21 protein-coding genes are annotated in these 26,411 nt (G+C 67.5%); 15 read left to right on the forward strand and 6 right to left on the reverse strand.

Annotated elements, in window-relative coordinates; all coding sequences use genetic code 11:
* Nucleotide 1: 1 nt before the first annotated feature.
* Genes murJ through BRO63_RS26225 form a run of 6 tightly spaced genes read left to right on the forward strand, consistent with a single transcriptional unit; the run spans nucleotide 2 to nucleotide 7,874 of the window.
* The gene (gene murJ, locus BRO63_RS26200) at nucleotides 2-1,351 is read left to right on the forward strand and encodes a murein biosynthesis integral membrane protein MurJ (RefSeq protein ID WP_088142594.1); all 1,350 of its coding nucleotides are present in this window, start codon (nucleotides 2-4) and stop codon (nucleotides 1,349-1,351) included.
* On the forward strand, nucleotides 1,352-2,494 hold the full coding sequence (locus BRO63_RS26205) for a glycosyltransferase family 4 protein (RefSeq protein ID WP_088142595.1): 1,143 nt from the start codon (nucleotides 1,352-1,354) through the stop codon (nucleotides 2,492-2,494).
* A gap of 45 nt (nucleotides 2,495-2,539) precedes the next feature.
* Complete coding sequence (gene asnB / locus BRO63_RS26210) at nucleotides 2,540-4,471, forward strand: asparagine synthase (glutamine-hydrolyzing) (protein ID WP_088142596.1); 1,932 nt, start codon at nucleotides 2,540-2,542, stop codon at nucleotides 4,469-4,471.
* Between the two features lie 3 nt (nucleotides 4,472-4,474).
* Complete coding sequence (locus BRO63_RS26215; RefSeq protein ID WP_088142597.1) at nucleotides 4,475-5,590, forward strand: glycosyltransferase family 4 protein; 1,116 nt, start codon at nucleotides 4,475-4,477, stop codon at nucleotides 5,588-5,590.
* Nucleotides 5,587-6,744: a glycosyltransferase family 4 protein gene (locus tag BRO63_RS26220; protein WP_179215220.1), complete on the forward strand. Its 1,158-nt coding sequence runs from the start codon at nucleotides 5,587-5,589 to the stop codon at nucleotides 6,742-6,744. The genes BRO63_RS26215 and BRO63_RS26220 overlap by 4 nt, the downstream gene beginning before the upstream one ends.
* Nucleotides 6,741-7,874 carry a glycosyltransferase family 4 protein gene (locus tag BRO63_RS26225; RefSeq protein ID WP_088142598.1) on the forward strand — a complete coding sequence of 378 codons (1,134 nt, stop codon included), beginning with the start codon at nucleotides 6,741-6,743 and terminating at the stop codon, nucleotides 7,872-7,874. The genes BRO63_RS26220 and BRO63_RS26225 overlap by 4 nt, the downstream gene beginning before the upstream one ends.
* Before the next feature lie 37 nt (nucleotides 7,875-7,911).
* Here the strand turns inward: BRO63_RS26225 and pgi are convergent, their stop codons facing one another.
* Both pgi and BRO63_RS26235 read right to left on the reverse strand, forming a co-directional pair.
* Nucleotides 7,912-9,465: a glucose-6-phosphate isomerase gene (gene pgi / locus BRO63_RS26230; protein ID WP_088142599.1), complete on the reverse strand. Its 1,554-nt coding sequence runs from the start codon at nucleotides 9,463-9,465 to the stop codon at nucleotides 7,912-7,914.
* Nucleotides 9,466-9,473: 8 nt separating this feature from the next.
* Nucleotides 9,474-10,865: a phosphomannomutase/phosphoglucomutase gene (locus BRO63_RS26235; RefSeq protein ID WP_088142600.1), complete on the reverse strand. Its 1,392-nt coding sequence runs from the start codon at nucleotides 10,863-10,865 to the stop codon at nucleotides 9,474-9,476.
* A gap of 332 nt (nucleotides 10,866-11,197) precedes the next feature.
* On the opposite strand from BRO63_RS26235, the gene BRO63_RS26240 reads away from it, so the two are divergent.
* The 8 genes from BRO63_RS26240 to BRO63_RS26275 all read left to right on the forward strand — a co-directional run bounded on the left by BRO63_RS26240 (nucleotide 11,198) and on the right by BRO63_RS26275 (nucleotide 20,615).
* Nucleotides 11,198-11,827, forward strand: a complete 630-nt coding sequence (locus BRO63_RS26240) for a BPTD_3102 family carboxylase-like protein (RefSeq protein ID WP_088142601.1) — start codon at nucleotides 11,198-11,200, stop codon at nucleotides 11,825-11,827.
* Nucleotides 11,828-11,944: 117 nt separating this feature from the next.
* Nucleotides 11,945-13,360: an FAD-binding oxidoreductase gene (locus BRO63_RS26245; protein WP_088142602.1), complete on the forward strand. Its 1,416-nt coding sequence runs from the start codon at nucleotides 11,945-11,947 to the stop codon at nucleotides 13,358-13,360.
* A 28-nt stretch (nucleotides 13,361-13,388) separates the two neighbouring features.
* Nucleotides 13,389-14,105: a response regulator transcription factor gene (locus BRO63_RS26250; protein ID WP_088142603.1), complete on the forward strand. Its 717-nt coding sequence runs from the start codon at nucleotides 13,389-13,391 to the stop codon at nucleotides 14,103-14,105.
* Complete coding sequence (locus BRO63_RS26255) at nucleotides 14,102-15,472, forward strand: sensor histidine kinase (protein ID WP_088142604.1); 1,371 nt, start codon at nucleotides 14,102-14,104, stop codon at nucleotides 15,470-15,472. The genes BRO63_RS26250 and BRO63_RS26255 overlap by 4 nt, the downstream gene beginning before the upstream one ends.
* Before the next feature lie 62 nt (nucleotides 15,473-15,534).
* Entirely contained in the window at nucleotides 15,535-16,269 is a 735-nt protein-coding gene (locus BRO63_RS26260; protein ID WP_088142605.1) for a phosphatase PAP2 family protein, read from the forward strand.
* A gap of 165 nt (nucleotides 16,270-16,434) precedes the next feature.
* Nucleotides 16,435-17,163 (forward strand): FadR/GntR family transcriptional regulator, encoded by a 729-nt coding sequence (locus BRO63_RS26265; RefSeq protein WP_088142606.1) that lies wholly within the window; start codon nucleotides 16,435-16,437, stop codon nucleotides 17,161-17,163.
* Nucleotides 17,164-17,307: 144 nt separating this feature from the next.
* Nucleotides 17,308-19,203 carry an LTA synthase family protein gene (locus BRO63_RS26270; RefSeq protein WP_088142607.1) on the forward strand — a complete coding sequence of 632 codons (1,896 nt, stop codon included), beginning with the start codon at nucleotides 17,308-17,310 and terminating at the stop codon, nucleotides 19,201-19,203.
* Between the two features lie 494 nt (nucleotides 19,204-19,697).
* Nucleotides 19,698-20,615, forward strand: a complete 918-nt coding sequence (locus BRO63_RS26275; RefSeq protein WP_088142794.1) for an acyltransferase — start codon at nucleotides 19,698-19,700, stop codon at nucleotides 20,613-20,615.
* Between the two features lie 7 nt (nucleotides 20,616-20,622).
* On the opposite strand, the gene fahA is transcribed toward BRO63_RS26275, so the two are convergent.
* Both fahA and hmgA read right to left on the reverse strand, forming a co-directional pair.
* On the reverse strand, nucleotides 20,623-21,939 hold the full coding sequence (fahA, locus tag BRO63_RS26280) for a fumarylacetoacetase (RefSeq protein WP_088142608.1): 1,317 nt from the start codon (nucleotides 21,937-21,939) through the stop codon (nucleotides 20,623-20,625).
* 124 nt (nucleotides 21,940-22,063) lie between these two features.
* Nucleotides 22,064-23,362 (reverse strand): homogentisate 1,2-dioxygenase, encoded by a 1,299-nt coding sequence (gene hmgA, locus BRO63_RS26285; RefSeq protein ID WP_088142609.1) that lies wholly within the window; start codon nucleotides 23,360-23,362, stop codon nucleotides 22,064-22,066.
* 169 nt (nucleotides 23,363-23,531) lie between these two features.
* Here hmgA and BRO63_RS26290 point away from each other — a divergent pair, with 169 nt between their 5' ends.
* A complete protein-coding gene (locus BRO63_RS26290) occupies nucleotides 23,532-24,440 on the forward strand; it encodes a LysR family transcriptional regulator (RefSeq protein WP_088142795.1) in 909 nt (302 codons plus the stop codon).
* Between the two features lie 6 nt (nucleotides 24,441-24,446).
* Here BRO63_RS26290 and BRO63_RS26295 read toward each other — a convergent pair whose 3' ends face one another.
* Nucleotides 24,447-24,641 carry a DUF2783 domain-containing protein gene (locus BRO63_RS26295; protein ID WP_088142610.1) on the reverse strand — a complete coding sequence of 65 codons (195 nt, stop codon included), beginning with the start codon at nucleotides 24,639-24,641 and terminating at the stop codon, nucleotides 24,447-24,449.
* Between the two features lie 19 nt (nucleotides 24,642-24,660).
* Nucleotides 24,661-26,331 (reverse strand): FAD-dependent oxidoreductase, encoded by a 1,671-nt coding sequence (locus tag BRO63_RS26300; RefSeq protein WP_088142611.1) that lies wholly within the window; start codon nucleotides 26,329-26,331, stop codon nucleotides 24,661-24,663.
* Nucleotides 26,332-26,411: the final 80 nt, after the last annotated feature.

Raw genomic sequence — 26,411 nt, forward strand, 5'->3', positions numbered from 1 at the left:
TTTGAAAGCACTCGTCAGAAAACTCGGCAGCATCCACCCGGACCACCAGCGCATCTTCAAGGGCGCCTTCCGGGTGGCGGTGTTCCTGCTGCTGGGCAAGGCCGCCGGCGCCATCAAGGAGATGGCGGTGGCGTACCGCTACGGCGTCAGCGACGCCGTGGACGCCTACCAGTTCACGATGACCATGGCCACCTGGCTGCCGGTGACTATCGTGGGCGTGCTGTCGGTGGTCCTGATCCCGGTGCTGGTGCGGCTGCGCCGCGCCGATGCCGCCGAAAGGAATCTGTTCATCGGCGAGCTGCAGGGCTGGGTGGCCGCGGCGGGCATTGCGCTGGCGCTGCTGACCTGGTTCGCCTGGCCGCATGTGCTGGGCCTGCTGGGGCAGGGCTTGTCGGCCCGCGTGGGCGACATGACCGGCCAACTGCTTATCGCTTTTGCGCCGGTGTCGACGCTGCTGCTCATCGCCGGCATCAGCGCCGCGCGGCTGCGGGCGCAGGAACGGCACGTCAATACCTTGCTGGACAGCGTGCCCGCCGTGGCGACGCTGGCCTGGGTGATGCTGGCGGCCAGCGCCGACGGCGTGGGACCGCTGCTGTGGGGCACGCTGGTGGGCTACGCGATCCAGACCGTCTGGCTTGCCTGGTTGGCAGCGCGCGCCGATGGCGGCTTCTGGGGCGCGCCACGGTTGACCTTGCAATCGCCGCATTGGCCCGAGCTGCTGAGCGCGGCGGGGGTCATGCTGATCGGCCAGGTCGCCATGAGCTTCGTCGGCCCGCTGGACCAGTACGCCGCCGCCAACCTCGGCGCGAATGCCAACGCCACGCTGGGCTACGCCAGCCGGCTGCTGTCGCTGGTGCTGGGGATAGGCGCCGTGTCGGTGGGGCGCGCGGCCTTGCCGGTGCTGGCCGATGTGCAAGCGCGCGGCGATACCGCGCGCGCACGCGCCATGGCCCTTAAATGGTCGGTGCTGATGGTGGCCGCGGGCGCTGTCGCCGTCGCCATCGGTTGGATGCTGGCGCCGTGGGGCGTGTCGGTGCTTTTTCAGCGCGGCGCCTTCACCGCCGAGAATACCCAGGCCGTGGCGCACGTGTTTCGCTGGGGGCTGCTGCAATTGCCGTTCTACTTCGGCGTGCTGATTTTGGTGCAATTGCTGGCCAGCCAGAACCGCTACCGCGTGATGGCCGCCATCGCCGTCGCCAATTTCGCGCTGAAGGCGGTGCTGAATACCGCGCTGGCGCCCAGGATGGGCGCGGCCGGCATCATGCTGGCCACCAGCCTCATGTATCTGCTGTCCTATGCTTGCTACCTGGTGGTGGCGCTGCGTAAGGTCGAACCCAAAGAGGCCAATTGAATGCCCGTGACCGATACCGGCCCGGCGCCGCGCATATTGCTGTTCATCCATTCGCTGCATGGCGGCGGCGCGGAGCGCGTGGCCGCCGACCTGAGCGCGCATTGGGCCGACATGGGCCGCGAGGTCATGGTGGTGACGCAGGCGGGCGCCGAAGGCGACGTCTACGCGCTGCATCCCAGGGTGCGCCGCGAGGTGCTGGGCACAGCGGGCGAGGGCGGGGGGCTGCGCGGCATCTGGAGCAACGTGCAGCGCGTGCGCGCGCTGCGCCGGGTGGTCAAATCGTTTCGTCCCGACATTGTGCTCGGCATGATGACGACGGCCTCGGTACTGTCGGTCCTGGCCTGCGCGGGCCTGTCCTGCAAGGTGATTGCGACCGAACATGCGCATCCGCCGTCGCAGACCTTATCGGGCTTCTGGCAACGCCTGCGGCGCGTGACGTATCCGCGCGCGGCAAGCGTGGTCGCGCTGACTCGCGGCACCGCAGACTGGCTGGCGCAGCATGTCCCGGGTTGCCGGCTGGCCGTCATCCCCAATGCGGTCCGCTTCCCCCTGCCGCGCACCGAACCTGTCTTGACCCCCATGGCGGGCGATGACCGCAAGCGTCTGCTGGCAGTGGGCCGGTTGCATGCCGACAAGGGTTTCGACCTGCTGATCCAGGCCTACGCGCCCTTGGCGGCTTCGCATCCCGACTGGGATCTGGTTATCCTGGGCGAGGGCGACGAGAGGCGCTCCCTGGAGGCGCAAGTGCGCGAGGCCGGTCTGGAGTCGCGCATTTCCATGCCCGGGCGCGCGGGCAACGTCGGCGACTGGTACGAAAACGCCGATCTGTACGTGCTGACTTCGCGCTTCGAAGGGCTGTCCAACACCTTGCAGGAATCCATGGCAAGCGGGCTTGCCGCCGTATCGTTCGATTGCGACACGGGACCGCGCGAGATTGTGCGCGAAGGCGTGGACGGAGTGCTGGTGCGCCCCAACGGCGACGTGCCCGCGCTGAGCAAGGCGCTGGACGCCGTCATGAGCAATGACGCGTATCGCCAGCGCATGGCGCAGGCGGCGACCGACGTGCGCGACCGTTTCTCGGCCGCGCGCGTGCTGCAGAAATGGCAAGAACTTTTTGACGGCGTGCGCGTTACGGGCCGTTGAGGCCGCGCGTCGCGCTGTTGCTACAGTGACAACGAGAACTTCATCATGTGCGGAATAGTCGGGATTTGGGGCCCTGTCGGGAACAAGGCGCAGGTGTTGGCGGAAAGCTGCCGCCGCATCCGCCATCGTGGGCCGGACAGCAACGGTTTCTGGGAAGATCCCGAGGCCGAACTGGCGCTGGCGCACGTGCGCCTGGCGATCCTCGACCTGACCGAGGCGGGCCATCAGCCCATGACGTCGGCTTGCGGCCGCTATGTCATGGTGTTCAACGGCGAAATCTACAACCATCTGGACATCCGCAAGCAGCTCGAGCAATCGGCGCTGGCGCCGTCCTGGCGCGGCCATTCCGATACGGAAACGCTGTTGGCGGGCTTTACCGCCCTGGGCATCGAGGCCACCCTGCAGGCCGCGGTGGGCATGTTCGCCATCGCGCTGTGGGACCGCGCCTCGCGCAAGCTTGTGCTCGCGCGCGACCGCATGGGCGAAAAGCCGCTGTACTACGGCTACTCGGGGGCCGAGCTGGTGTTCGCCTCCGAACTCAAGGGCCTGATGCCGATTCCGGGCTTCGGCCGCGAGCTCAACCGCAACGCGCTGGCGTCGTTCATGCGGCACAACTACATTCCGGCGCCGCAGTCCATTTACCAGGGCATCGCCAAGCTGCCCCCGGGTACCTGGGTCGAATTCACGGCCGACGACACCCGCAGCCGCCGCATGCCCGAGCCGCGCGTGTACTGGTCGGCCCGCGAAGCCGCGGACAATTCGGCGCAATCGCTGTTGTCGTTCGAGTCCGACGCGCAGGCCGCCGACGCGTTGGAGGGCGTGCTGTCCAAGGCGGTGGGCGGCCAGATGCTGTCCGACGTGAGCCTGGGCGCCTTCCTGTCCGGCGGCATCGATTCGTCCACCATCGTGGCCCTGATGCAGGCGCAGAGTTCGCAGCCCGTGCGCACTTTCGCCATCGGTTTTCACGAGAAGGGCTACGACGAGGCGCAGCACGCCAAGGCCGTGGCCACGCACCTCGGCACCGACCATACCGAACTGTACGTGACAGCGGAGGACGCGCTGGCCGTGGTGCCCACGCTGGCCGACATGTACGACGAACCGTTCGCGGATTCGTCGCAGATTCCGACCTCGCTGGTCACGCGCATGGCGCGCCAGCACGTTACCGTGGCGCTGTCCGGCGACGGCGGCGACGAGCTTTTCGGCGGCTATTCGCGCTATTTCCGTGTGAACAACTGGTGGCAGCAATGTGAGCGCGTCCCCGCGTTGCTGCGCAAGCCCGCCGGAGCGCTGTTGAGCGCGTCCACCCATCTGCCCGGACGCGGCGCCTGGCGCGGCAAGGTCGGCAAGCTGGGCGAACTGCTGCGCACCGACACGAGCGGAGAGTTCTACCGCCATTTCGTTTCGTACTGGGCCGACCCTTCGCGCGTGGTGAAGGGCGGCGTGGAGCCTGTGTCTGAATTCGCCCGGGCGATGCAGGGCTCTACTTTCGAAGCCATGATGAAGCTGGATACGGTGACCTACCTGCCGGACGACATCCTGGTCAAGGTGGACCGCGCCGCCATGGCGGTCAGCCTGGAAACGCGCGTGCCGCTGATCGACCACCGCGTGTATGAGTTCGCGTGGAGCCTGCCGCATCAATACAAGGTGCGTGGCAATACCGGCAAGTGGCTGCTGCGCCAGGTGCTGCACCGCCATGTGCCGCAGGCGTTGGTGGACCGTCCCAAGCGCGGTTTCGCCGTGCCGCTGGCCGCATGGCTGCGCGGCCCGCTGCGCGAATGGGCCGATGCGCTGCTGGACCCGGCGCGCCTGCGCCAGGAGGGCTGGTTCGAACCCGAGCCCATTTTGCGCAAATGGCGCGAGCACACGTCGGGCCATCGCAATTGGGACAGCCATCTGTGGGGCGTGTTGATGATGCAGGCCTGGCTTGACCGCTATCGCGGCGGCAAGGAGCAGGGAGGATCGGTTGGGAGTCTTTGACGCATGAAAATCTTGATGCTGGTCAGTTCCATGCATGCAGGCGGCGCCGAACGGGTCGCCGCCACGCTGGTCAACGCGTGGGCCGAACGCGGGGATTCCGTCATCCTGACGCCCACCTACTCGTCCAAGGGCAGCTGCTTCTATCCGCTGTCGGACAAGGTCGAACTGGCATGGCTGGCGGATCTGGCGGGCACGCGCGCGTCGGGTGGCATGGCCGCATTCAAGCGTCTGCTCGCGTTGCGCAGGCACATCCGCGATTCGAAGCCGGACGTGGTGGTGTCTTTCCTGACCAACGTCAACGTGGCCGCCATCCTGGCTTCCCTGGGACTGGGCGTGCCGCTCATCGTCTGCGAGCGCACCAATCCGGTGGCGGAAACCACGACCGGAACGGTATGGCGCAAGCTGCGCCGTATTCTGTATCCCCGCGCCGACATGGTGACGGTGCAGGCGGAGGACACCGCCGGCCCGTTCGCGCGGCAGGTGCCTGGCATCAAGCGTCTGGCCGTGATTCCCAATCCTCTGCCCGCGCCCTTGCTGGATGCGCCGCTGGTGCCGCTGCGCGAAGATGGCGGCTCCCGCGAGCTGCTGGCGATGGGACGCCTGGTCACCGACAAGCAGTTCGACCTGCTGATCGACGTATTCGCGCAATTGGCGCCCGATTTTCCGGACTGGAACCTGCGCATCTGGGGCGAAGGCCCCGAGCGCGGCGCGCTGGAGCAGCAGGTCGCGCGCCTGGGTCTGCAGTCGCGCATCAGCCTGCCCGGCCGTACCGAGGCGCCCTGGGATGAGCTCGCACGCGGCCAGGCTTTCGTGCTGAGTTCGTTGGTGGAAGGTTTTCCCAATGTGTTGCTGGAAGCCATGTCGCTGGGCCTGCCCTGCGTGGCGTTCGATTGCCCGAGCGGGCCGCGCGAGATGACGCGCAACGGCGAGGACGCCCTGCTGGTGCCTGCGGGCGATCGCGATGCCTTGCGCGAGGCCTTGCGCCGCCTGCTGGGAGATGCCTCCCTGCGCCGGCAGTTGGGCTTGCGGGGCGCGGCCGCGGTGCGGCAGCGCTACGCGCTGGACAGCGTGCTGGCGGAATGGGATGAATTGTTCGATGCCGTGCGGGAGGGACGATGAACGCCCGGCGGCTGCGTGTCCTGCACGTCATCACCGGCCTGGGGCAGGGGGGCGCGGAGTCCGTGCTGTTCCGCCTGGCCACCTACCCGGGGGCGGATGTCGAGCATGTCGTCGTGTCGCTGACCGACGAGGGCATTTATGGCGAGCGCCTGCGCGCGACCGGCGTCGCCGTGCATGCGCTGGGCATGAAGCGCGGACGCGTCAGCCTGGGAGGCTTCATGGCGTTGCGCTCGCTGATCGCCGCGGCGCGTCCCGACGCGGTGCAGACCTGGATGTACCACGCCGATCTGATCGGCGGCCTGGCGGCGCGCCTGACGGGCGTGCGCTCCATTGCCTGGGGCATCCGCAATTCCGGCGAACACCTGGAGCGCAGCAGCCGTTCGGCGCGCCTGGTGTTGCGTGCGTGCGCGCTGCTGTCGGGCCGCGTACCCAAGGCCATCGTGTGCGCCGCCCAGAAGTCGGCCGAACGCCATGCCGACAAAGGCTATGACCGCGAACGCATGGTGGTGATCGCCAATGGCTATGATCTGTCGCGTTTTGCGCCGAACGACGAGGCCCGGCAGCGCGTGCGCGCGCAATGGGGGCTGCCGCAGGATGTTCCTGCCATCGGCTGCGTGGCCCGCTGGGATCCGCTGAAGGACCATGCCAACCTGTTGCGCGCCGTCGCCGCGCTGGTGCGCGATGGACGCGACGCTGGACTGCGTTGCGTGCTGATAGGCCGCGGCATGGATACGGCAAATGCGGAGCTGGCAGCGCTGATCGACCGGCTGGGCCTGCGTGACCGGCTGGTGCTGGCGGGTCCCAGCGACGATGTGCCCGCCGCGATGAACGGACTGGACCTGCACGTCCTGTCCAGCTGCGCGGAGGGCTTCCCCAATGTGGTGGCCGAGGCCATGGCCTGCGGCGTCTATTGCGTCGTGACGGATGTGGGCGACGCCGCCTATATCGTCGGCAATGCCGGCGTGGTGGTGCCGCCCGAGCAGTCCGAGGCGCTGGCGCGCGGCATTGAGATGGCCTTGCGCGAGGTCGCGTCGCGCGGCCGTGCGCGCGCGGGCGAGGCAGGCCGCGCCCGCGTGCTGGAAAATTTCGACCTTGCGCGCATGGTGCAAAGTTACATCGCGGTATGGCGCCGCATCTCTGGAGTGCAAGCATGAGCGCAGGGCGCCGTCTGCTGTTTGTCGTCAACAATCCGGCCTTCTTCATGTCGCACCGCGTGCCCGTGGCACTGGCCGCGCAACGGGCAGGCTACGAGGTGCATGTGGCGACGATGGACGGTCCGGCCGTGGCCGACATCGAGGCGCTGGGCATGACGCATCACGCCATACCCATGACGCGCAGCGGCAAGCATCCCTTGCAGGAGTTGGGCACGCTGCTGGCCCTGATACGGCTGTTCCGCCGGCTGCGTCCGCAAGTCGTGCATCTGGTCACGATCAAGCCCGTGCTATACGGCGGCATCGCGGCGCGCCTGACGCGCGTGCCCGGGATGGTCGCGGCGATTTCCGGACTGGGCTTCGTGTTCCTGTCCAATTCGTTGAAGATGAAACTGGTGCGCGCCGTGGTGGCGCGGCTATACCGGCTGGCGCTGGGCCATCCCAACAGCCGCGTGATCTTCCAGAACGCCAGCGACCGCGATCTGCTCAAGTCGCTGGGCGCGGTGCGCGACGCCCAGGTCGTCATGATCCGAGGCGCGGGCGTGGACCTGAACGAGTATCGGGCCGAGCCCGAACCGCCGGCGCCGCCAGTCGTGGCGACCATGGTGGCGCGGCTATTGCGAGACAAGGGCGTGCAGGAATTCGTGCAGGCGGCAAGGCTGCTGCGCGAGCGCGGCCTGCCCATCACGATGCAGCTGGTCGGGGGCGTGGACGATGGCAATCCCGCATCGGCGACGCAGGACGACGTGGATGCCTGGCAGCGGGAAGGATGCGTGCGCGCGCTGGGCGAACGCGGCGACGTGGCCGCGCTATATGCGGCGTCGCATATCGCGGTGCTGCCTTCCTACCGCGAAGGCCTGCCCAAGTCGCTGATCGAGGCCGCGGCGTGCGCGCGCGCGGTCGTGACCACCGATGTGCCTGGTTGCCGCGATGCGATCGAACCCGGCGAGACCGGGTTGCTGGTGCCGGTGCGCGATGCGCAGGCGCTGGCGGACGCCATCGCCCGTCTGGCCGAGGATCCGGCCTTGCGGCAGTCCATGGGCGCCGCGGGCAGGGTGTTGGCTGAGCGCGAGTTCAACATCGAGCGCGTGGCGCGGATCCAAGTGGAAATCTACGACGCGCTCGGCGCCTGAACCGACGTGCCGGCGCCGGACGGGCGCCGGCCAGACCTCAAGGACGGCGCGTGATCGCGTCGATCCAGTAGCGGGTAGAGGGGTCCTGCCGGCTGGCCTGCTGCGAATTCAGCTCGTGCATGATGCCCTTGGCCAGCGCCTTGCCGAATTCCACGCCCCATTGGTCAAAGGGGTTGATACCCCACACCACGCCCTGGGTGAACACCTTGTGCTCGTACAGCGCCAGCAGCGCGCCCAGGGTGTAGGCTTCCAGGTGCGGCAGCACGATGAGCGAGGACGGCCGGCCGCCGGGGTGGACGCGGTGCCGCGCCAACAGCCGCGCGCGGTCTGGATCGCTTTCGATGGCGGAGGTCTCGGCCAGCGCTTCCTCGAAGGACTTGCCGCGCAGCAGCGCGGAACGCTGCGCCAGGCAGTTGGCGATCAGCAGCTCGTGATGCCGCGCGTAGGCGTGATCGGGTTTTTCGCAGAGGATGAAATCGACGGGAGCGCCCCGGGTGTCCTGGTGCAGCCACTGGAAGAAGGTGTGCTGGCAGTCGGTGCCCGACATGCCCCAGACGGCCGGGCCGGTGGGCACGCCGGCCGGGCTGCCGTCGGCGGTCGCGACCTTGCCCAGCGATTCCATTTCCAGCTGCTGGGCCCAAGGCACGATGTGATAGAGCCGCGAATCATAGGGCGCGATCACCAGGGAGTCGTAGCCCAGCACGCTGCGGTTCACGACGCCGGCCAGCGCTAGCTGGACGGGCGCGTTTTCCTCGATCGGGGCGGTGCGGAAATGCTCGTCCATGGCGGCGGCGCCCGCCAGCAACTGGTCGAACGCGTCGGTGCCCAGCGCCAGCGCGACCGGCAGGCTGATCGCGGACCAGAGCGAATAGCGTCCGCCCACCCAGTCCCAGATCTGGAAGATGTGGTCGGGCAGGATGCCCAGATTCAGGGCCGCCTCGACGTTGGCGGTGACCGCCACGACCTGCTTGATCGGATCGGCCACGCCGGCATCGCGCAGCCAGTTCATGGCGACCTCGGCATTGGCCAGCGGCTCGGTCGTGGTGAACGACTTGGAGGCGACGATGACCAGGGTGTCGTGCGGATCCAGCCGGCTCATCGCGTCAGCAACCGAATGCGAATCCACGTTGGACGCGAAACGCACTTCGCGCCGCGCGCCGCCGTGGCGCAGGGCGCGCGTCACCAGCCGCGGGCCCCAGTCGCTGCCGCCTATGCCCAGGTGCAACACGCTGCCATAGCGTCCGGCCGCGTCGGCCTGGCGCACGAATTCGCGCATGCGTTCGCGTTCGGCGAGCACGGACTGGGCTACCCGGGCGGGTGGTTGGGGGGCGCGCAGGGCCGTATGCCAGGCGGCGCGCTGCTCGGTCCAGTTGGCGTTGCCGCCATCGAACAGGCAAGCCCGGGCAGCATCGAAGCCCTGCTGTTCGAGCAGCGCGGCCTCGGCTTTTTGCAGGTCCGGCGAATAGGCCTGCGCGCTCAGGTCCAGGCGCAGCCCGGGAGCATTGAGGACGCGCAATTGCTCGCCGCGCCGCGGAGCGGCGCGCGTGGCTGCGATGAACTGTTGCCAGGCAGGGCTGTTCGATAAGGACATAGGCAAAACTAGAAAGGCAGATCGGCTTGCGGCGCGAGCTTGCTCAGCTCGCGACGGAAGTCGGCTTGTATGCGTTGCAGCGCCGCCGGCGTCTGCGCCTCGAAGCGCAGCACGACGACGGGAGTGGTGTTCGAGGGGCGGGCCAGGCCGAAGCCGTCAGGGTATTCCGCGCGCACGCCATCGATCGTGATCACGCGGTCCGCGCCGGGGAACTGCCCCTGGTCTTGCAGGGCCTGGACCAGGGTGAAGGGCTGGCCTTCTTCCATTTCCAGCTTCAGTTCGGGGGTGGAAACGTCTTGCGGCAGGGCTTCCAGCACCGCGCAGGGGTCGGCGTCGCGCGACACGATCTCCAGCAAGCGGGCGCCCGTGTAGAGTCCATCGTCGAAGCCGTACCAGCGTTCCTTGAAGAAGATATGGCCGCTCATCTCGCCGGCCAGCGGCGCGCCGGTTTCGGCCAGCTTGGCCTTCACCAGCGAATGGCCGGTCTTCCACATCAGCGGCACGCCGCCGGCGGCTTCGACCGACAGGCCGACGTGGCGGCTGCACTTCACGTCATAGATGATGGTGGCGCCCGGGTTGCGGTCCAGCACGTCGCGGGCGAACAGCACCAGTTGGCGGTCCGGCCAGACGATCTGGCCCGATTTCGTCACCACGCCCAGGCGATCGCCGTCGCCGTCGAAGGCCAGGCCCAGTTCGCAGTCGGTCTCGGCCACGCACTTGATCAGGTCCTGCAGGTTCTTGGGTTCGGCGGGGTCGGGGTGATGGTTGGGGAAGGTGCCGTCGACTTCGCAGAACAGTTCGGTGACTTCGCAGCCCAGGGCGCGGAACAGCGCCGGGGCGACTGCGCCGGCCACGCCGTTGCCGCAATCGATGGCGATCTTCATGGGCCGGGCCAGCTTGACGCCCGATGCCACGCGCGCGATATAGGCGGCCACCAGATCCAGCTGGCGGCGCGCGCCGGGCCGCGCCGCCGGGGCGCTGGCGGGGCCGTTCATGCTGGCGGCCAGCGCCTGCACGTCCTCGCCGTAGAGCGCGCGGCCGCCCATCATCATCTTGAAGCCGTTGTACTTGGGCGGGTTGTGGCTGCCGGTGATGGCGACGCCAGAGCCCGTCTGCATGACGTTGGCGGCGAAATAGACCAGGGGCGTGGGCACCATGCCGATGTCCAGGGTGTCGACGCCGCCTTCCAACATGCCTTCCTGCAGCGCCACGGACAGCATTTCGCTGCTCAGGCGGCCGTCGCGGCCGACGACCAGGGTCTGTACGCCGTGTTCGCGCGCGCGGGCAGCCAGCGCCACGCCCAGGGCGCGGGCGAAGCGCGCGTCGATCAGGTCGGGCACGGTGCCGCGGATGTCATAGGCCTTGAAGACCGAGCCCGGGAATTGCGTGTTGTCGCCCACGGCGGTTCCTTGGATGTTGGGTTGCAGCTCGGGTCTTGGCGCGGATTCTGGTAAACCCGCGTATCAAAACGCGCCTGGCTGGGGTTAAACCGGAATTATCCCCCATTGGCGCTCCCCCTTCATCCGACAGACGGCGTAGGGCTTTTTCCGTCTTTGCACCGGGGCAGGCGATCCGCCCCGATCTGGTGCGCGCGCGGGCGCTGGCGCCTTGTTCCGGTGCGTCGCGCCGCCTTCCGCCGGGGGCTTGCCCAGGGGGCGGCGCATGGCATAAAACTTGCTCGTCGTCCGAAGGTGATACGCTTGCTATGCAAGCAGAAAGACCGGGAGGGGCCATGGGCGCCAAAGTTTCTACTGTCATGTCATCCAGGGGCGCCTCAAACCGGCGGGGTCCGCCCACGGATCACGCCGGACCGGCCGCAGGCCGTGAGCGCCGGCTCGACATCCACGTGTTCGTTTCCGAAGCGGGCGGCCTGGCCACGGGCCGGGCCTGGGAGCGCTGCGTATGGCGCGATGCCCGCGTCCTGATCGCCGAATCCCCGGCGCCGCATCTGCCGGTCTCCGTGGAAAGCGCGCTGCGCACCGTCGCCGCCGACGTGGCGCGGGATCGCGGCTGGCAGGGCATGGGCACCGTTGCTTTCGCGCTGGACGACCGCAGCGGCGTGTTCCGCGTGATCGACGCCCAGGCGCAGGCCCATTCGGGCGCGGCCGTGCATGACTGCGAGCCCGTCGCCGCCCATGCGCTGGAAGTGCGCATCGACGGCTGCGTGGACCGCCGCCTGCCATGCACGCGGTTGCTGGTGTGCGGCGCGACCCGGGGCGAGGTTCTGCGGCGTGCCTATCGCGCCCTGTCGGAAATGCCCGGACCCGCGGGCGTCGACCGCGCCTTCCTCATGAACCGCATTGCCTCGCGAGCCTATTGTTCGGGCCTGACGGGCACGCGGCTCGACCAGGCGGTGGGCTGAACCGCTTTGCCGGCGGGCTGCGCAAGCCCGCCGCGCCGCGACCAGGGGCGTTTCAACCCCTACAATAGACCGCACATCCCTAGCCTGGGCGCGCCCAGGCGCTACTTGTGCCGCGCTATGACCTTGCTGAGCGATCTACAGTCCCTTCTGGGCGCTTCCCACGTGCTGACGGGCACGGATGCCGACACCTACGTGCTGGATTGGCGCCGCCGCTATCGAGGGGCGGCGCTGGCGGTGATCCGTCCCGGCTCGACTGCGGAAGTGGCGGCGGCCGTGAGGCTGTGCGCCGGGCACGGCGTGCCGGTGGTGCCGCAGGGCGGCAATACCGGCCTGTGCGGCGGGGCCACGCCCGACCCGTCGGGCAGCGCCGTGATCCTGTCCACCACCCGGCTGACCGCGGTGCGCGCGCTGGATACCGACAACGACACGATCACCGTGGAGGCCGGCTGCGTGCTGCAAGCGGTGCAGGAGGCCGCGGCAGCCGCCGGCAGGCTGTTTCCGCTGAGCCTGGCCGCCGAAGGCAGCTGCACCATAGGCGGTAACCTAGCCACCAATGCCGGCGGCACGCAGGTGCTGCGCTACGGCAACACGCGCGACCTGACGCTGGGCCTGGAGGTCGTGACCGCCGAAGGCGAGATCTGGAACGGCCTGCGCGGCCTGCGCAAGGACAACACCGGTTACGACCTGCGCGACCTGTACATCGGCAGCGAAGGCACGCTGGGCATCATCACCGCCGCGACGCTGAAACTGTTTCCGAGGCCGGTGGCCTCGTGCACGGCGCTGCTGACGCTGGACGGCATCGACCAGGCCGTCGAGCTGCTGTCGCGCGCGAGAGCGGGCTTTGGCGCGGCGCTGACCGGCTTCGAACTGATGAGCGGCGCCTGCCTGCAGGCCGTTGTGCGCCTGTTCCCGCAGCAGCGCCTGCCTTTCGAGGGAGATTCCGCCGCATCGCCGTGGTTCGCCCTGCTGGAACTGTCCGACAGCGAAAGCGAGGCGCACGCGCGCGAACGATTCGAAACCGTGTTGGGTGAGGCCATCGAAAGCGGCCTGGTGAACGATGCCGCCATTGCCGCGAACGTGGCGCAAAGCAAGGCGCTGTGGCATCTGCGTGAGAGCATTCCGCTGGCGGAGGCGGAGTTGGGCAAATCGGTCAAGCATGACGTGTCGATTCCGATTTCCGCCATCGCCGGTTTCGTGCACAAGACCAACGCCTTGCTGCAGGCGCGCTTTCCCGGCGTGCGCCACGTGATCTTCGGCCACCTGGGCGACGGCAACCTGCATTACAACGTGGCCCATGCGCCGGGGCAGACCGAGGCCGAACTGCTGGCGCTGCAAGGCGATATCTACGGCGTGGTCCACGACAGCGTGCACGCGCACCATGGTTCGATCAGCGCGGAACATGGCGTGGGCCAGCTCAAGCTCGACGAGCTGCCGCGTTACAAGAGCGCGGTCGAACTGGATCTGATGCGCAGAATAAAGCGAGCGCTGGACCCGCAAGGGCTGATGAATCCGGGCAAGGTGCTGCGGGCCTGAGGCGCCGCGCACGACAGGAACCCCAATCATGACAACCAGTCCCGCAGCGGGCGCGAACTACCGGGTGCTGATCGTCGAGGATGATCCCGTCATCTCCGGCAATCTGTACACCTTCCTGGAGGCCCGAGGCTTCCTGCCCGATGCCGCCTACTCGGGTCCGGCCGCGCTGCAGCGGCTGAAGGAACAGCGCTTCGATGCCCTGATCCTGGACATCGGCCTGCCGGGCATGGACGGCAACGCGGTGCTGCACACGCTGCGCAACGACATGCGCGCGGACGTGCCGGTGCTGATGCTGACGGCGCGCGACAGCCTGGAAGACAAGCTGGCCGGGTTCTCGCATGGCGCGGACGACTACCTGACCAAGCCCTTCGCGCTGCTGGAGGTGGAAGCGCGCCTGATTGCGCTGATCCAGCGCGCCAAGGGCGCGACAGTGGACTCGGTGCGGGCCTTTGGCCCCCTGTCCTACGACACCCGCAACCGTGCGGTGTCGGTCAACGGCAACCCCGTGCATCTCACGCGCAAGGCCGGCCTCATCATCGAAGCGCTGTTGCGCGATCCGGGCAGGGTGGTGTCGCGCGAGGAGCTGGAGTCCACCTTGTGGGGCAACGAGCCGCCTTCGTCCGACGCCTTGCGCAGCCAGGTCCACCTGTTGCGGCGCGCATTGGCCGATGCCGGTTTCGACGGCATCGAAACCATCCACGGGACCGGCTGGCGCCTGACGCTGGAAGCCGGGGCGGCGAGATGAGCAGCGTTTCCGCGGCGTCTGCCGGGGGCACGCTGACCCAGCGCGTGGTATGGGCGCTGACCGGAACCGTGGCGCTGTTCGTGACGGCGCTGGCCCTGCTGGCCTACCTGACCTTCGACCAGATGGAAGACGATCTGGTCAATGACATCCTGAACACCGAAATGGACCGGCTGGTGCAGCATGCGCGCACCAGCGACGGCTTCCTGCCGCGCGATGGCGTGCGCGAACTGGGCGGCTCCATGCGCGCCTGGGTCAGTGTGGACGGCAAGCGGCCCGCTGGCATGCCCCAGGAAATCGAATCCCTGGATAGCGGCCTGCACCTGGTCGAGCCTGGCGCCTACACTTGGCACGTGATGGTGGCGGACACGGCGCGGGGCAAGGTGTACCTGCTGTACGACGCCACCGAGAACGAAGGGCGGGTGCATGACTTCGGCTTGATCGTGCTGGGCGTGGGCGCGATTTGCGTGGTGGGCGCCTATGCGCTGTCGCGGCGCGTGGCCGCCATCGCGGTCAGTCCGCTGCTGGACCTGACCGACCGGCTGGCGACCTGGGCGCCCGGATCGCCCGATATGGCGGTGACGCGCGATGACGAAGCCGGCCGGCTGATAGAGGCCTTCAACCGGGTGCAGAACCAGGTGGACAGATCGATTGCGCGCGAGCGCGAATTCGCGGGCAATCTCAGCCACGAGGTGCGCACGCCCTTGGCCGCGATCCGCTCGGATAGCGAATTGATGCTGTTGACCCAGGCGCTGACCCCGGACCAGCGCCAGCGCCTGACCCGCGTGGTGGACAACGTGGACGATGTGATCGTGTCGCTGGAGAGCGCGCGCTCCATGGCGCGCGATGAACTGCGCCCGGCAGAGTCCGTCAATCTCGCCGAATGCATGGACAACGCCTGGCGCGGCTACGAAGCCCAGGCGGGGTTGGCCGGGCTCGGTTTCGAAAACCGGATCGCCGCCAGCCAGGTTCGCACGCTGGATCGCTATGCCTTGCTGACCGTGTTGCGCAATCTGGTCCGCAACGCGGTGGAGCACGCCGCGCCGGCGACGCTGACGGCGAGCCTCGCCGCCGACGGCGGACTGGAGCTGCGCGACGACGGCAAGGGCATCGCCGCCGACGACCTGCCTTTCCTGTTTCGCCGCTATTACAGCGGCCGCATGCGGGATTCGGGCGCGGGAAGTCCCGACGAGACGGCGCGCGGCCTCGGGCTGGCGATCGCCAAGCGCGTCTGCGACATGCAAGGCTGGTCGCTGACGGTCGATTCCTCGCGGCAGGGCGAGCAACGCGGCACCCGCTTCACGCTGCGTTTCGAGGCCGACGCGGGCCAGGCGACGGAGGCGGCCCGCGGCGTGCAAGGTCAAATTTGACGAAAGTTCGACTGTCGGCGGCCTAAGCTGCCCGTTTGCCTGACGGACTCCTGTCGCCGACCATGCCGCCCTTATCGCCGCCCGCGCTGCGCAAGCCGACGCCGGCCTCGTATCTGTTCAGCCATGTCTTTGCGATCACGCTGGTGCTGGCCTGTCTGGCGTGGTGGGCCAAGGTCTCGGGCTTGGATTTGCGCATCGCCCGCGCGCTGTTCGATCCTGCGCTGGATGATTTTCCGCTGCGCCTGAACCGCTGGCTGGACCTGATTGGCCATCGCATGGTGCTGGCCTTGCCCATCGGGATAGGACTGGCCGCCGTGGGCGTGGCGGCGGCCAGCTATCGCATTCCGGCCTGGCGGCCGTGGCGCGGGCCCGCACTGGCGCTGGCGGCAACCTGCCTGACCGGGCAGGTGGTGGTGAACCAGCTGAAGCACTACACCACGCTGCCCCGTCCCTACGATCTGGACTCCTTGGGCGGCTATACGCCCTATCCCTTGCACTGGTGGACCTGGGTGCGGGCCGGGGCGGGCGGCGCCTTGCCCAGCGGTCATGCCGGCGCGGGCTATTCGATGCTGACCCTATATTTCTTGGGCTGGGCGCTGGGGCGTCCGGCCTGGCGCTGGTGGGGGCTGGCCGTGGGCGTTGCGGCCGGAGTGGGTTTTTCCGTGGTGCGCATCCTGCAGGGCGCCCATTTCCTCAGCCAGACGCTCTGGTCCGCGGCTCTGCTGTGGCTCCTGGCGACCCTGTTTTTCTATCCTCTCATCGTGGCCCGGCCCCCCGCGGAGAACCTGAACCGCTAGTCGCGGAATTTTCCGGCCCGCACCTGTGCCAATCCCGGGTGCGCGCATCGGCATGCCGCGCGTCGCTGGCGCCATGCTGATGCGCGGGCGCGCGGCCGGCCCAAAGTACAATGGGCGCCGATGCTCGGCCCAGGGCCGTGCTCAACTGCTTTCGGATAATTCCCAATGAACGTTCCCGCCGATACTCCCGTCGCGCCGCGACGCCGTCCCCGGAACCTGGCCCAGGGGCTGGTCGAGAACATCACGGAACGCATCCGCGCCGGGGACATCCGGCCCGGCGACAAGTTGCCGACGGAATCCGAGATCATGCGCCAGTTTGGCGTCAGCCGTACGGTGGTGCGCGAGGCCTTGTCCCGGCTGCAGGCATCGGGCCTGGTCGAGACGCATCATGGCGTGGGCACGTACGCGCTTGAACCCAGCGGCGGCGGGGATTTTCGCGTGGATCCGGCCGACATCGGCACGGTGCGCGACATACTGGTCCTGCTTGAACTGCGCATCTGCCTGGAAAGCGAGGCTGCCGGCCTGGCCGCGGCCCGGCGCAGCCCGGAGCAGCTGCTTGAGATGAGGCGCGCGCTGGATGCCTTCAAGGGCGCGCTGGACAGCGGCGGGGACACCGTCACGCCGGATTTCAAGTTCCATCTGCTGGTGGCGCAATCCACGGACAATCGCTACTTCGCGGACCTGATGTCGCATCTGGGTTCGGCCATCATTCCTCGCACCCGGATCAATTCAGCGAAGTTCGCGCACCAGGACCGCGCCGCCTATCTGGCGCGCGTGAATCTCGAACACGAGGACATCTACGGCGCGATTCAGCGCCAGGATGCGGAGGCCGCGCGCGCGGCCATGCGCACGCATCTGAGCAACAGCCGCGAGCGGCTGCGGCGCGCCCAGTAGGGGCGGCCGCGGGCTCGCGCAAAACCGCGTTAATCTTTGCGCGTTTTCAAATTTCGGACCACGAGGCGGCATGGCTCTGCTCGGCATACACGGCGGTATTTCATCATCTGAGCAGGCGTTCCTGCGCCAGCGGGGGGCCGTCGCATGCGCCGCCTGACGCTACGGTTCATCATCGCCATCCTGGCGCTATTGACGCTTTCGCGTCTGGGCCTGGCCTTCTGGATGTGGGATCGGGTCGAGGCCGCCGGCGGGCTGGGACCGTTGCTGCTGGGGGGGCTGCGCATCGACGTCTGCCTGATGTCGATGGTGATCGCGCTGCCGGCGGTGCTGTCGCCCTGGTTCGGGCACCGGCCGCTGGCGATCCGCATCACTGCCTGGTGGTTCCGCGTCTGGTGGATGCTGTATGTGCTGCTGGAAGTTTCCACGCCGCAGTTCATCGCGGAGTACGACACGCGGCCCAACCGTCTCTATTTCATCTACCTGCTGAATCCGAAGGAAGTCGGCTCGATGCTGTGGCAGGGCTACAAGGGCGTGCTGCTGGCGGCCTTCGTGGTGCTGGTGCTGGCCGCCTGGTTGTCGGTCCGCTTGTTTCCCACTCGGGTGCGCGATCCGTTCATGGCGTGGTGGAAGCGGCCGGTGGCTTCATTCGTGATTCTCGCCCTGGTGTTCCTGGGCGCGCGCGGCACGCTGGAGCATCGTCCGATCAATCCGGCCAAGGTCGCCTACAGTTCGGACGCAATGGTCAATGCGCTGGCGTTGAATTCGCTGTATAGCGTGTTTGACGCCGCCTACCGCATGCGCGATGAGCGATCGTCGGCCGCCATGTATCCCAAGATGGCAGTGGATGAGATGAACGCCATCGTGCGCGAGAAGGCCGGACTGACGGGCGCGCCGCTGGATGCGCGCTATCCCAGCCTGCACGAGCAGAAGGCGGCGGTGCGCCGGGACAAGCCGCTGAACCTGGTGATCATCCTGCAGGAGAGCCTGGGGGCGCAATATGTGGGCAGCCTGGGCGGACGGGATCTGACGCCCAACATCGACCGCTTGGGGCAGGAAGGCTGGATGTTCCATCGGGCCTATGCAACGGGCACGCGTTCGGTGCGGGGCATCGAGGCGGTCACGGCGGGCTTCCTGCCCAGCGTGGCCGATGCCGTGGTGAAGCTGCCGCGGTCGCAGACGGGCTTTTTCACGCTGGCGCAGGTGTTGGGCAAGCATGGCTACCATTCGCGCTTCGTGTACGGGGGCGAGTCGCACTTCGACAATATGCGGGCCTTTTTCCTGGGCAATGGTTTCGACGAGATCGTGGATCGTCCGAAGTTCGTGAATCCGGTGTTCGAGGGATCCTGGGGGGCCTCGGACGAGGACATGTTCAACCAGGTGGATCGCTTGCTGCGTGCGGATGGCGACAAGCCGGTGTTCACGCTGGCGTTCTCGGTGTCCAACCATTCGCCTTGGGAGTATCCGGAAGGTCGCATCAAGCCGGTGGGCGATCCGGCCACGGTGGACAACACGGTGCGCTATGCGGATTGGGCGCTGGGGCAGTTTTTCGATAAGGCGCGCAAGGCGCCATATTGGGACAACACGGTGTTCCTGGTGATCGCGGATCACGATTCGCGGGTTTACGGTTCCATTCCGGTGCCGGTGCGGCATTTCCAAATTCCTGCGCTGATTCTGGGGGCGGGGATTGCGCCTCGGCAGGATGAGCGGTTGGTCAGCCAGATCGACATGGCGCCTACCATGCTGTCCTTGATGGGCCTGGACAACGTGAATCCCATGCTGGGCGTGGATCTGACGCAGCGGGATCCGAATCGGGCGATGATGCAGTACGCGGATAATTTCGGGTATCTGCGGGGGGATCAGTTGCTGGTGCTGGAGCCTTCGAAGCCGCCGCGGCAGTTCCGATACGAGGCTGCGCCTGTGGGGCGGGATGAGGTTTATGCGCCAGTGGAGCCTTTGGATCCTCAGCTCTCGGAAGAGGCTTTGGCGCATGCTTTGTGGGCTAGTTGGGCTTATCGGGAAGAGCGGTATCGGTTGCCTTGAGTTCTTTTGTGGCGCTATTGGTTCTTAAGACGCTTGGGGCGTTGGGGGCCTGGGGCGCGCGGGGCAACGATTGCGGTCCGGAGCCTTCGCTCCGGACTGCCCTGTCGTCATCTTCGTCAAGGCCTTCGGCCTTTCCTTCAGATTCCCTCGGGCTTATCGACGCCCCGCGCGCCCCAGGCCCCCAACGCCCCAAGCTCCAATGATCAATTATCGGAGGCCGCTGGGGATAACATTGTTCTTGGGATTCTTGGCTGGGGCGTCTTGTGGCGAAAAAAAAAAGCCCGGGCGGCCTCATCGGGCATACGCGGTGTCTCGTGGTGGGTGCTGGCGCTGCGCGCTGGTGGTGGCTTGATTCTGCGCAAGTCGAGTTTTTGCTGAAGGTAGGAAACTGGCGCATGACTTTTCCTGAATCGTCTTCCGGGGCTGGCCGCGCTGCGGCTGCCCAATCAAACAAATCTAGTAATCGCGTGCCCGCGCGCCGTCGCGTGCTGCCGTTGCCGCGTGGGCGTTTCGCCTGGGTGACGGGTGTGATCAGTACCGTCTGGCTGGCGCTCAACACGGTGTTCTGGTGCCTGCTGCTGTTTCCACTGGCCTTGCTGAAGCTGCTGTTGCCGTTCGCAGCGGTCAGGCGAGGCGTCGATCCCGTGCTTAATGGCATCGCCACGGCTTGGGTGTCCTGCAATGCTGGGTGGCTGGCGCGGATCCAGGATGTGTCCTGGGATGTGCAGGGCCATGACGGGTTGCGCTACGCGGACTGGTATCTCGTGAACTGCAATCACCAGTCCTGGGTCGATATCTTCGTGTTGCAGCAGTCGCTGAATCGGCGCATTCCGCTGCTGAAGTTCTTCCTGAAGCAGCAGCTGATCTATGTGCCGGTGATCGGGCTGGCGTGGTGGGCGCTGGATTTTCCGTTCATGAAGCGCCACGGCAAGGCGGCGCTGCGCCGCAATCCGGATCTGGGGCGGCAGGATCAGGAGACCGCGCGGCGGGCCTGCGCGAAGTTTTCGCTGGTGCCGACCAGCGTGATGGTGTTTGCGGAGGGGACGCGTTTCAGCCCGGCCAAGCGCGATGCGCAGGGATCGCCGTACCGGCATCTGCTCAAACCCAAGGCGGGCGGGCTGGCGGTGGCGTTGAATGCGATGGGCAAGCGGTTTCGTTCGATGATAGACGTGACGATCGTCTATCCGCAGGGGGCGCCCAGCTTCTGGGATCTGGCCTGCGGCCGCGCGGGGCAGGTGCTGGTGCGCATGCGGCAGTTGCCGGTGCCGCCGGAGTTCTGCGAGGGCAACTACTCCGGCGACAAGGCTTTCCGCACGACCTTCCACCACTGGTTGGGCCAGCAGTGGCAGGCCAAGGACGATGAGATCGAGGCCTTGACGGCGCCCGCCAGGACGGGCGCCGGCTCGGATTAGGTGCGGATCAGGCGCGGGCGGGCAGCACCACGCCCGAGCACTCGCCAAAGCCGATGCGGGGATAGCCGGCTTTGACGCATTCGGCGCGGATGATGATCTGGTCGCCATCCTGCAGGAAGGTGCGCTTTTCGCCCCAGGGCAGGTCGATCGGGCTCTTGCCGCCGTTGCTCAGTTCGAGCAGGGAGCCTGCTTCCGAGGGCTGCGGACCGGACAGGGTGCCGGTGCCCAGCATGTCGCCCGCTTGCAGGTTGCAGCCGTTGACGGTGTGGTGGGTGATCAGCTGCGCCACGTTCCAGTAGGCATCGCGGAAGTTGCTGCGCGACAGGAAGGCGGGCGGCTGCTTGTCGGCGCGCGACTTTTCGGTGGTCAGCAGGACTTCCATCTGCACGTCGAAGGCGCCCTTGGCGCGGTTCGCGTCGGAGGCCAGGTAGGGCATGGGTTGCGGTTCGGACGGGCCGCGCAGCCACTGCGTGCGGAACGGCTCCAGCGCTTCCATGGTGACGATCCAGGGCGAGATCGTGGAGGCGAAGTTCTTGGACAGGAAGGGGCCCAGGGGCTGGTATTCCCAGGCCTGGATGTCGCGCGCCGACCAGTCGTTCAGGATGCACAGGCCGAACACGTGCGATTCGGCGTCGGCCAGGGGGATGCGCTCGCCCTGGGCGTTGCCGGTGCCGACGAAGATGCCCAGTTCCAGTTCGTAGTCCAGGCGGGCGCAGGGGCCGAATTGCGGCGCTTCGCCTTCATTGGCGGGGCGGGTCTGGCCGACGGGCCGGGGGAATTTCTGGTCCACGCCGATGCTGGAGGCGCGGCCGTGGTAGCCGATGGGCACCCATTTGTAGTTCGGCAGCAGGGGGTTGTCGGGACGGAACTGCTTGCCCACGGCGGTGGCGTGGTGCACCGAGATGTAGAAGTCGGTGTAGTCGCCGATGCGGGCGGGCGTGGTGTATTCGGCATTGGCCTGGGCGACCAGCAGGGGCTCGACCGTGCCGCGCAGGGCGGCGCCTTCGCGCAGCGCGCGGGACAGCGCCAGGCGCAGGGCGCTCCAGTGGGCCTGGCCCAGGGCCATCAGGGCGTTCAGGCTGTCCGTGGCGCAGGCGGCCAGGGCTTCGGCCGCCAGGCCTTCGAAGGGCTGTTTGGCGGCCAGCGCGGCCAGGTCCAGGATCTGGTCGCCGATGGCCACGCCTGGGCGGAACGATTCCGTCGTGCCCTGGCGGCGGAAGGCGGCGTAGGGCAGGTTCTGCACCGGGAAGTCGGACTTGCCGGTGTTGGCGCTGGCGATCCAGCTCTTCAGGGACGGGTCGTGGGTTTCGTTGATGGTGGTCATGGCTGCGTGTCTCTTTCAGTGTGGTTGTGCGGTGGCCGGGCGCCAGGCGCCGGAAAATACAAATGCCAAACGGCGATGAGCTTGCGCTCATCGCCGCGGGCGTGGAAAGCAGGAGGCCTGCGCGTCACGCCTTGCTGGGGTCGAAATGCTTGGCGATGCCCTGCCAGCACCGGTAGTAGTCGCCCTGCAATTCTACCGAGGCCAGCGCCTGTTCCGTGGGGCGGATGACGCGCCGCGTCTCGAACATGAACGCCATCGTGTCGCGGATGTAGTGGGCCTTGCTGGTGTCGGCGTGGGAGGCCTTTTCGAAGGTCTCGGCGTCGGGGCCGTGGCCGCTCATGCAGTTGTGCAGGCTGGCGCCGCCCGGCGCGAAGCCGTCGGCCTTGGCATCGTAGACGCCCTGGATCAGGCCCATGAACTCGCTGGCGATGTTGCGGTGGAACCAGGGCGGACGGAAGGTGTTCTCCATGGCCAGGATGCGCGGCGGGAAGATCGCGAAGTCCATGTTGGCCGTTCCCGGAGTATCCGACGGCGCGGTCAGCACGGTGAAGATCGAGGGGTCCGGATGGTCGTAGCTGATGGAGCCGACGGTGTTGAAGTTGCGCAGGTCGTACTTGTACGGCGCGTGCGTGCCATGCCAGGCCACCACGTTCAGCGGCGAATGGTCGATCGAGGCGCGCCAGAAGCCGCCCGTGAACTTGGCGATGAGTTCGAAGTCGCCTTCGAGGTCTTCGTACCAGGCCACCGGCGTCTTGAAGTCGCGGGCGTTGGCCAGGCAGTTCGAGCCGATGGGGCCCAGTTCGGGCAGGCGCATGGCCGCGCCGAAGTTCTCCAGCATGTAGCCGCGCGCGCTGCCGTCCAGCAGTTCGACGCGAAAGCGCACGCCGCGCGGGATGACGGCAATTTCCAGCGGCTCCAGGTCGATCAGGCCCAGTTCCGTGGCCAGGCGCAGGCGGCCTTCCTGCGGTACCAGCAGCAGTTCGCCGTCGGCGTTGTAGAAATAGCGCCCTTGCATCGAACGGTTGGCCGCGTACAGGTGGATGCCCACGCCGCTCAGTTCGTCGGGGCCGCCATTGCCGCCCCAGGTCTTCACGCCTTCCAGGAAGTCGGTGGGGGCGGCGGGAATGGGCAGCGGGCTCCAGCGCAGCTGATTGGGCGTGACAGGACCTTGGCCGAAGGTGCTTTGCCAGCCGGCGGCGCCGTCAAAGGCTTCGAACGGCTTGTGCTGCGCGCCGGGACGGATGCGGTAGAGCCAGGAGCGGCGGTTTTCGCTGCGCGGCGCGGTGAAGGCGGTGCCGGACAGCTGTTCGGCGTACAGGCCGTAGGGGCATTGCTGCGGCGAATTGCGGCCCAGCGGCAGCGCGCCGGGCAGGGCCTCGGTGGCACAACTGTTGCCGAAGCCGGTCTGGTATTGCAGTTCCATGGAATCCTCCTGAGTGGCGGCGCGGTGCTTGGCCGCGCGGCCTGCTGCGGTTGGCCGGTACGGAAGGTGTCCGGGAGGCCGATATGCCATTGTCGGAAAAAACTCCCGCTGCGGCTACGGGAATGCAAAAATAGAGACTATAAATTTTGTGAATAGTAGGGGGGTGCGCATGGCCGAGTTGCGCGATGTCGATCTGAATCTGCTGCTGCTGTTCCAGCACCTGCTGGAGGACCGCAATCTGTCGGCCGTGGCGCGGCGCATGGACTTGTCGCAACCCGCGGTCAGCAACGCGCTGCGGCGCTTGCGGGAAGCATTTGGCGACGACCTGTTCGTGCGCACGGCGCAGGGCATGCTGCCCACGCCGCGCGCGCAGCGCCTGGCGGGCCCGGTCAGCGAGGCGCTGACCATGCTGTCGCAGGCCCTGAAGGACCAGGATGTGTTCGACGCCGCGACCAGCACGCGCCGCTTCCGGGTGGCGATGACGGACGTGGGCGAGATCCACTTCATGCCGCGGCTGATGGAAGTGTGCGTGCAGGTGGCGCCGCTGGTGCGCATCGATTCGGTGCGGGTGCAAGGGCCGGATCTGCCGCGGGAAATGGAAACCGGGCGGGTGGATCTGGCGATCGGCGCATTCGATGAAATGGGGGCGGGCTCGCTGCAGCGCATGCTGTTCCGCCAGGGCTACGCGACCCTGTTCCGGCAGGCGCATCCGACGGCGCACGCCGGCATGGGCCTGAAGGCGTTCCGGGCCGAGCGTCATCTCATCGTGTCGCGCGCCGCGCCCTACGGGCAGGTGAATCAGTCCATGGAGCGCGCGGGCGTGGATCTGGCCGAGCATTTCAGCGTGCCGCACTTTTCGGCCGTGCCGTACATCGTCAGCGCGACCGATCTGCTGGCCACTGTGCCCGAGAAACTCGCCGCCAGCGCCGCGCCGCCGTTCGGCCTGCGCTACATGACGCCGCCGATACGAGTGCCGGCGCTGCAGACCAATATGTACTGGCAGCGCCGGGTGGACCGGGATAGCGGCAACCAATGGCTGCGCGCGTTGATCGTGAATACGTTCGCGGTGGGGGCGTGAACAGGTTTACGGCGCCACGGAAGCGCGCGCCTGGAGCAGGGCCTCGCGCAGCACCTCCATGTCGCCCAGGTGGTTGGCCAGCAGCAGGATCAGCGCCGCGTTGAGTTCCTGGCTTTGTTCGTTGGTGAGGTCGCGGTGGGTCTCGATCAGGGCTTCGTAGAAGTCGTCCGGCGAGACCAGGTTGGTTTCGGTAATCAGCATGATGGAGTGATCTCGAAGTTCAGGCGCGGCCCGTGGCGCGGCCGACTGCTGCGGCGACGGCGGCGGCGTTGAAGGCGCGCCAGCGGCCGCAGACGTGCTGGTCGGGGCGGATGAGGTAGGCGGTGCCGGCCTGCGCGTCGTAGCGCTTGCCCAGGCAGCCTTCGCGGTCCGTGACAGAAGCGAGCTCCTTGGGCAGCGCGGACAGATCGCACTGCAGGCTGGCCACCAGTACGGCCTTGACCGGCACCGGCGCCGTGCGCAGGGCCTGCAGGGCAAGCAGCGTGTCGCGGTCGGGCAGGGCGTCGCCGCAGAACAGGGCCAGCACGAATTCGCCGTCCAGCTGCGCCAGCCACCAATCCTGCGCGTTCACGGGAGCATCCAGCGCTACCGCGCCCGGCACCATGCGGCCGCTGAAGGCGTCCGTGTCCGGCGTGTTCAGCGGCGAGCCGGCGTAGGTCGCGGGCAGCGACAGGCGGCCGCTGTTGACCAGCGAGCGCGCAAAGGGATGGGTCTTGGCCAGGTTCAGCACCGCGTTGCGGAAGCTGCGGCTGATGTCGCTCTTGGGCGTGATGAAGTCGGTCGCGCGCGACGAATTCAGGATGTTCTCGTCGGCGGCGTACTCGCGTTCGGCGGCGTAGCTGTCGATCAGCGTCTCGGGCGCGTGGCCGGCCAGCACCAGTTTCAGCTTCCAGGCCAGGTTTTCCGCGTCCTGCACGCCGCTGTTGGCGCCGCGGGCGCCGAACGGCGACACGCGGTGGGCGGAGTCTCCCGCGAACACGACGCGGCCATGGCGGAACTTGTCCATGCGTTCGCACGCAAAGGTGTAGACGCTGACCCATTCCAGCTCGAAGCGCGCGTCGGGGCCCAGCAGGGCGCGGATGCGCGGCAGCACGTTTTCGGGCTTGACGGCCTCGACCGGGTCGGCGTTCCAGCCCAATTGGAAATCGATGCGCCAGACGTTGTCGGGCTGGCGGTGCAGCAGCACGGACTGGTTGGGATGGAAGGGCGGGTCGAACCAGAACCAGCGCTCCGTCGGGAAGTCCGCCTGCATCTTGACGTCGGCGATCAGGAAGCGGTCGCGGAAGATGCGGCCATGGCTTTCCTGGCCGATCAGCTTGCGTACCGGCGAACGCGCGCCGTCGCAGGCGATGAGCCAGTCGGCATGCAGCGCATAGGCGCCGTCGGGCGTTTCCACGTTCAGGACCACGCCGTCGTCGCGCTGTTCCACGCCCGCGACTTTGTTCTTCCAGCGCAGGTCGATATTGGGTTCCTGGCGCGCCTGCTCGTACAGATAGCCTTCGGCGTAGTACTGCTGCAGGTTGATGAAGGCCGGGCGGCGATGGCCGGGCTCGGGCAGCAGATCAAAGCGCCAGACTTCCTGCTCGCGGAAGAAGACCTTGCCCACGTTCCACGACACGCCCTTGTCTATCATGCGCTGGCCCACGCCCAGGCGGTCCCAGATTTCCAGCGTGCGCTTGGAGAAACAGATGGCGCGGGAGCCGGTCGACAGGCGGAAGTCGTCGTCCAGCACCACCACGCGCACGCCCTGGCGGGCCAGATCCAGCGCGGTGGTCAGGCCGACCGGGCCCGCGCCCACCACCACCACCTGATGGCGCGCCAGCTCGCTGGCGGCCTGGTCGGCGTGCTTTTCATAGGCGAACTCCATCGCCTGAAAGTCGATGTCTCCCACGGTTGTCTCCTGTGTGGGTCATATTGTTTTTATGTCACGAAGCCGCGCGCCGCCTGGCGGCGCGCGATTCCGGTTGGTGC

Origin of the sequence: Achromobacter xylosoxidans, assembly GCF_002192695.1 — a bacterium.
GTDB lineage: Bacteria > Pseudomonadota > Gammaproteobacteria > Burkholderiales > Burkholderiaceae_B > Achromobacter > Achromobacter xylosoxidans_C.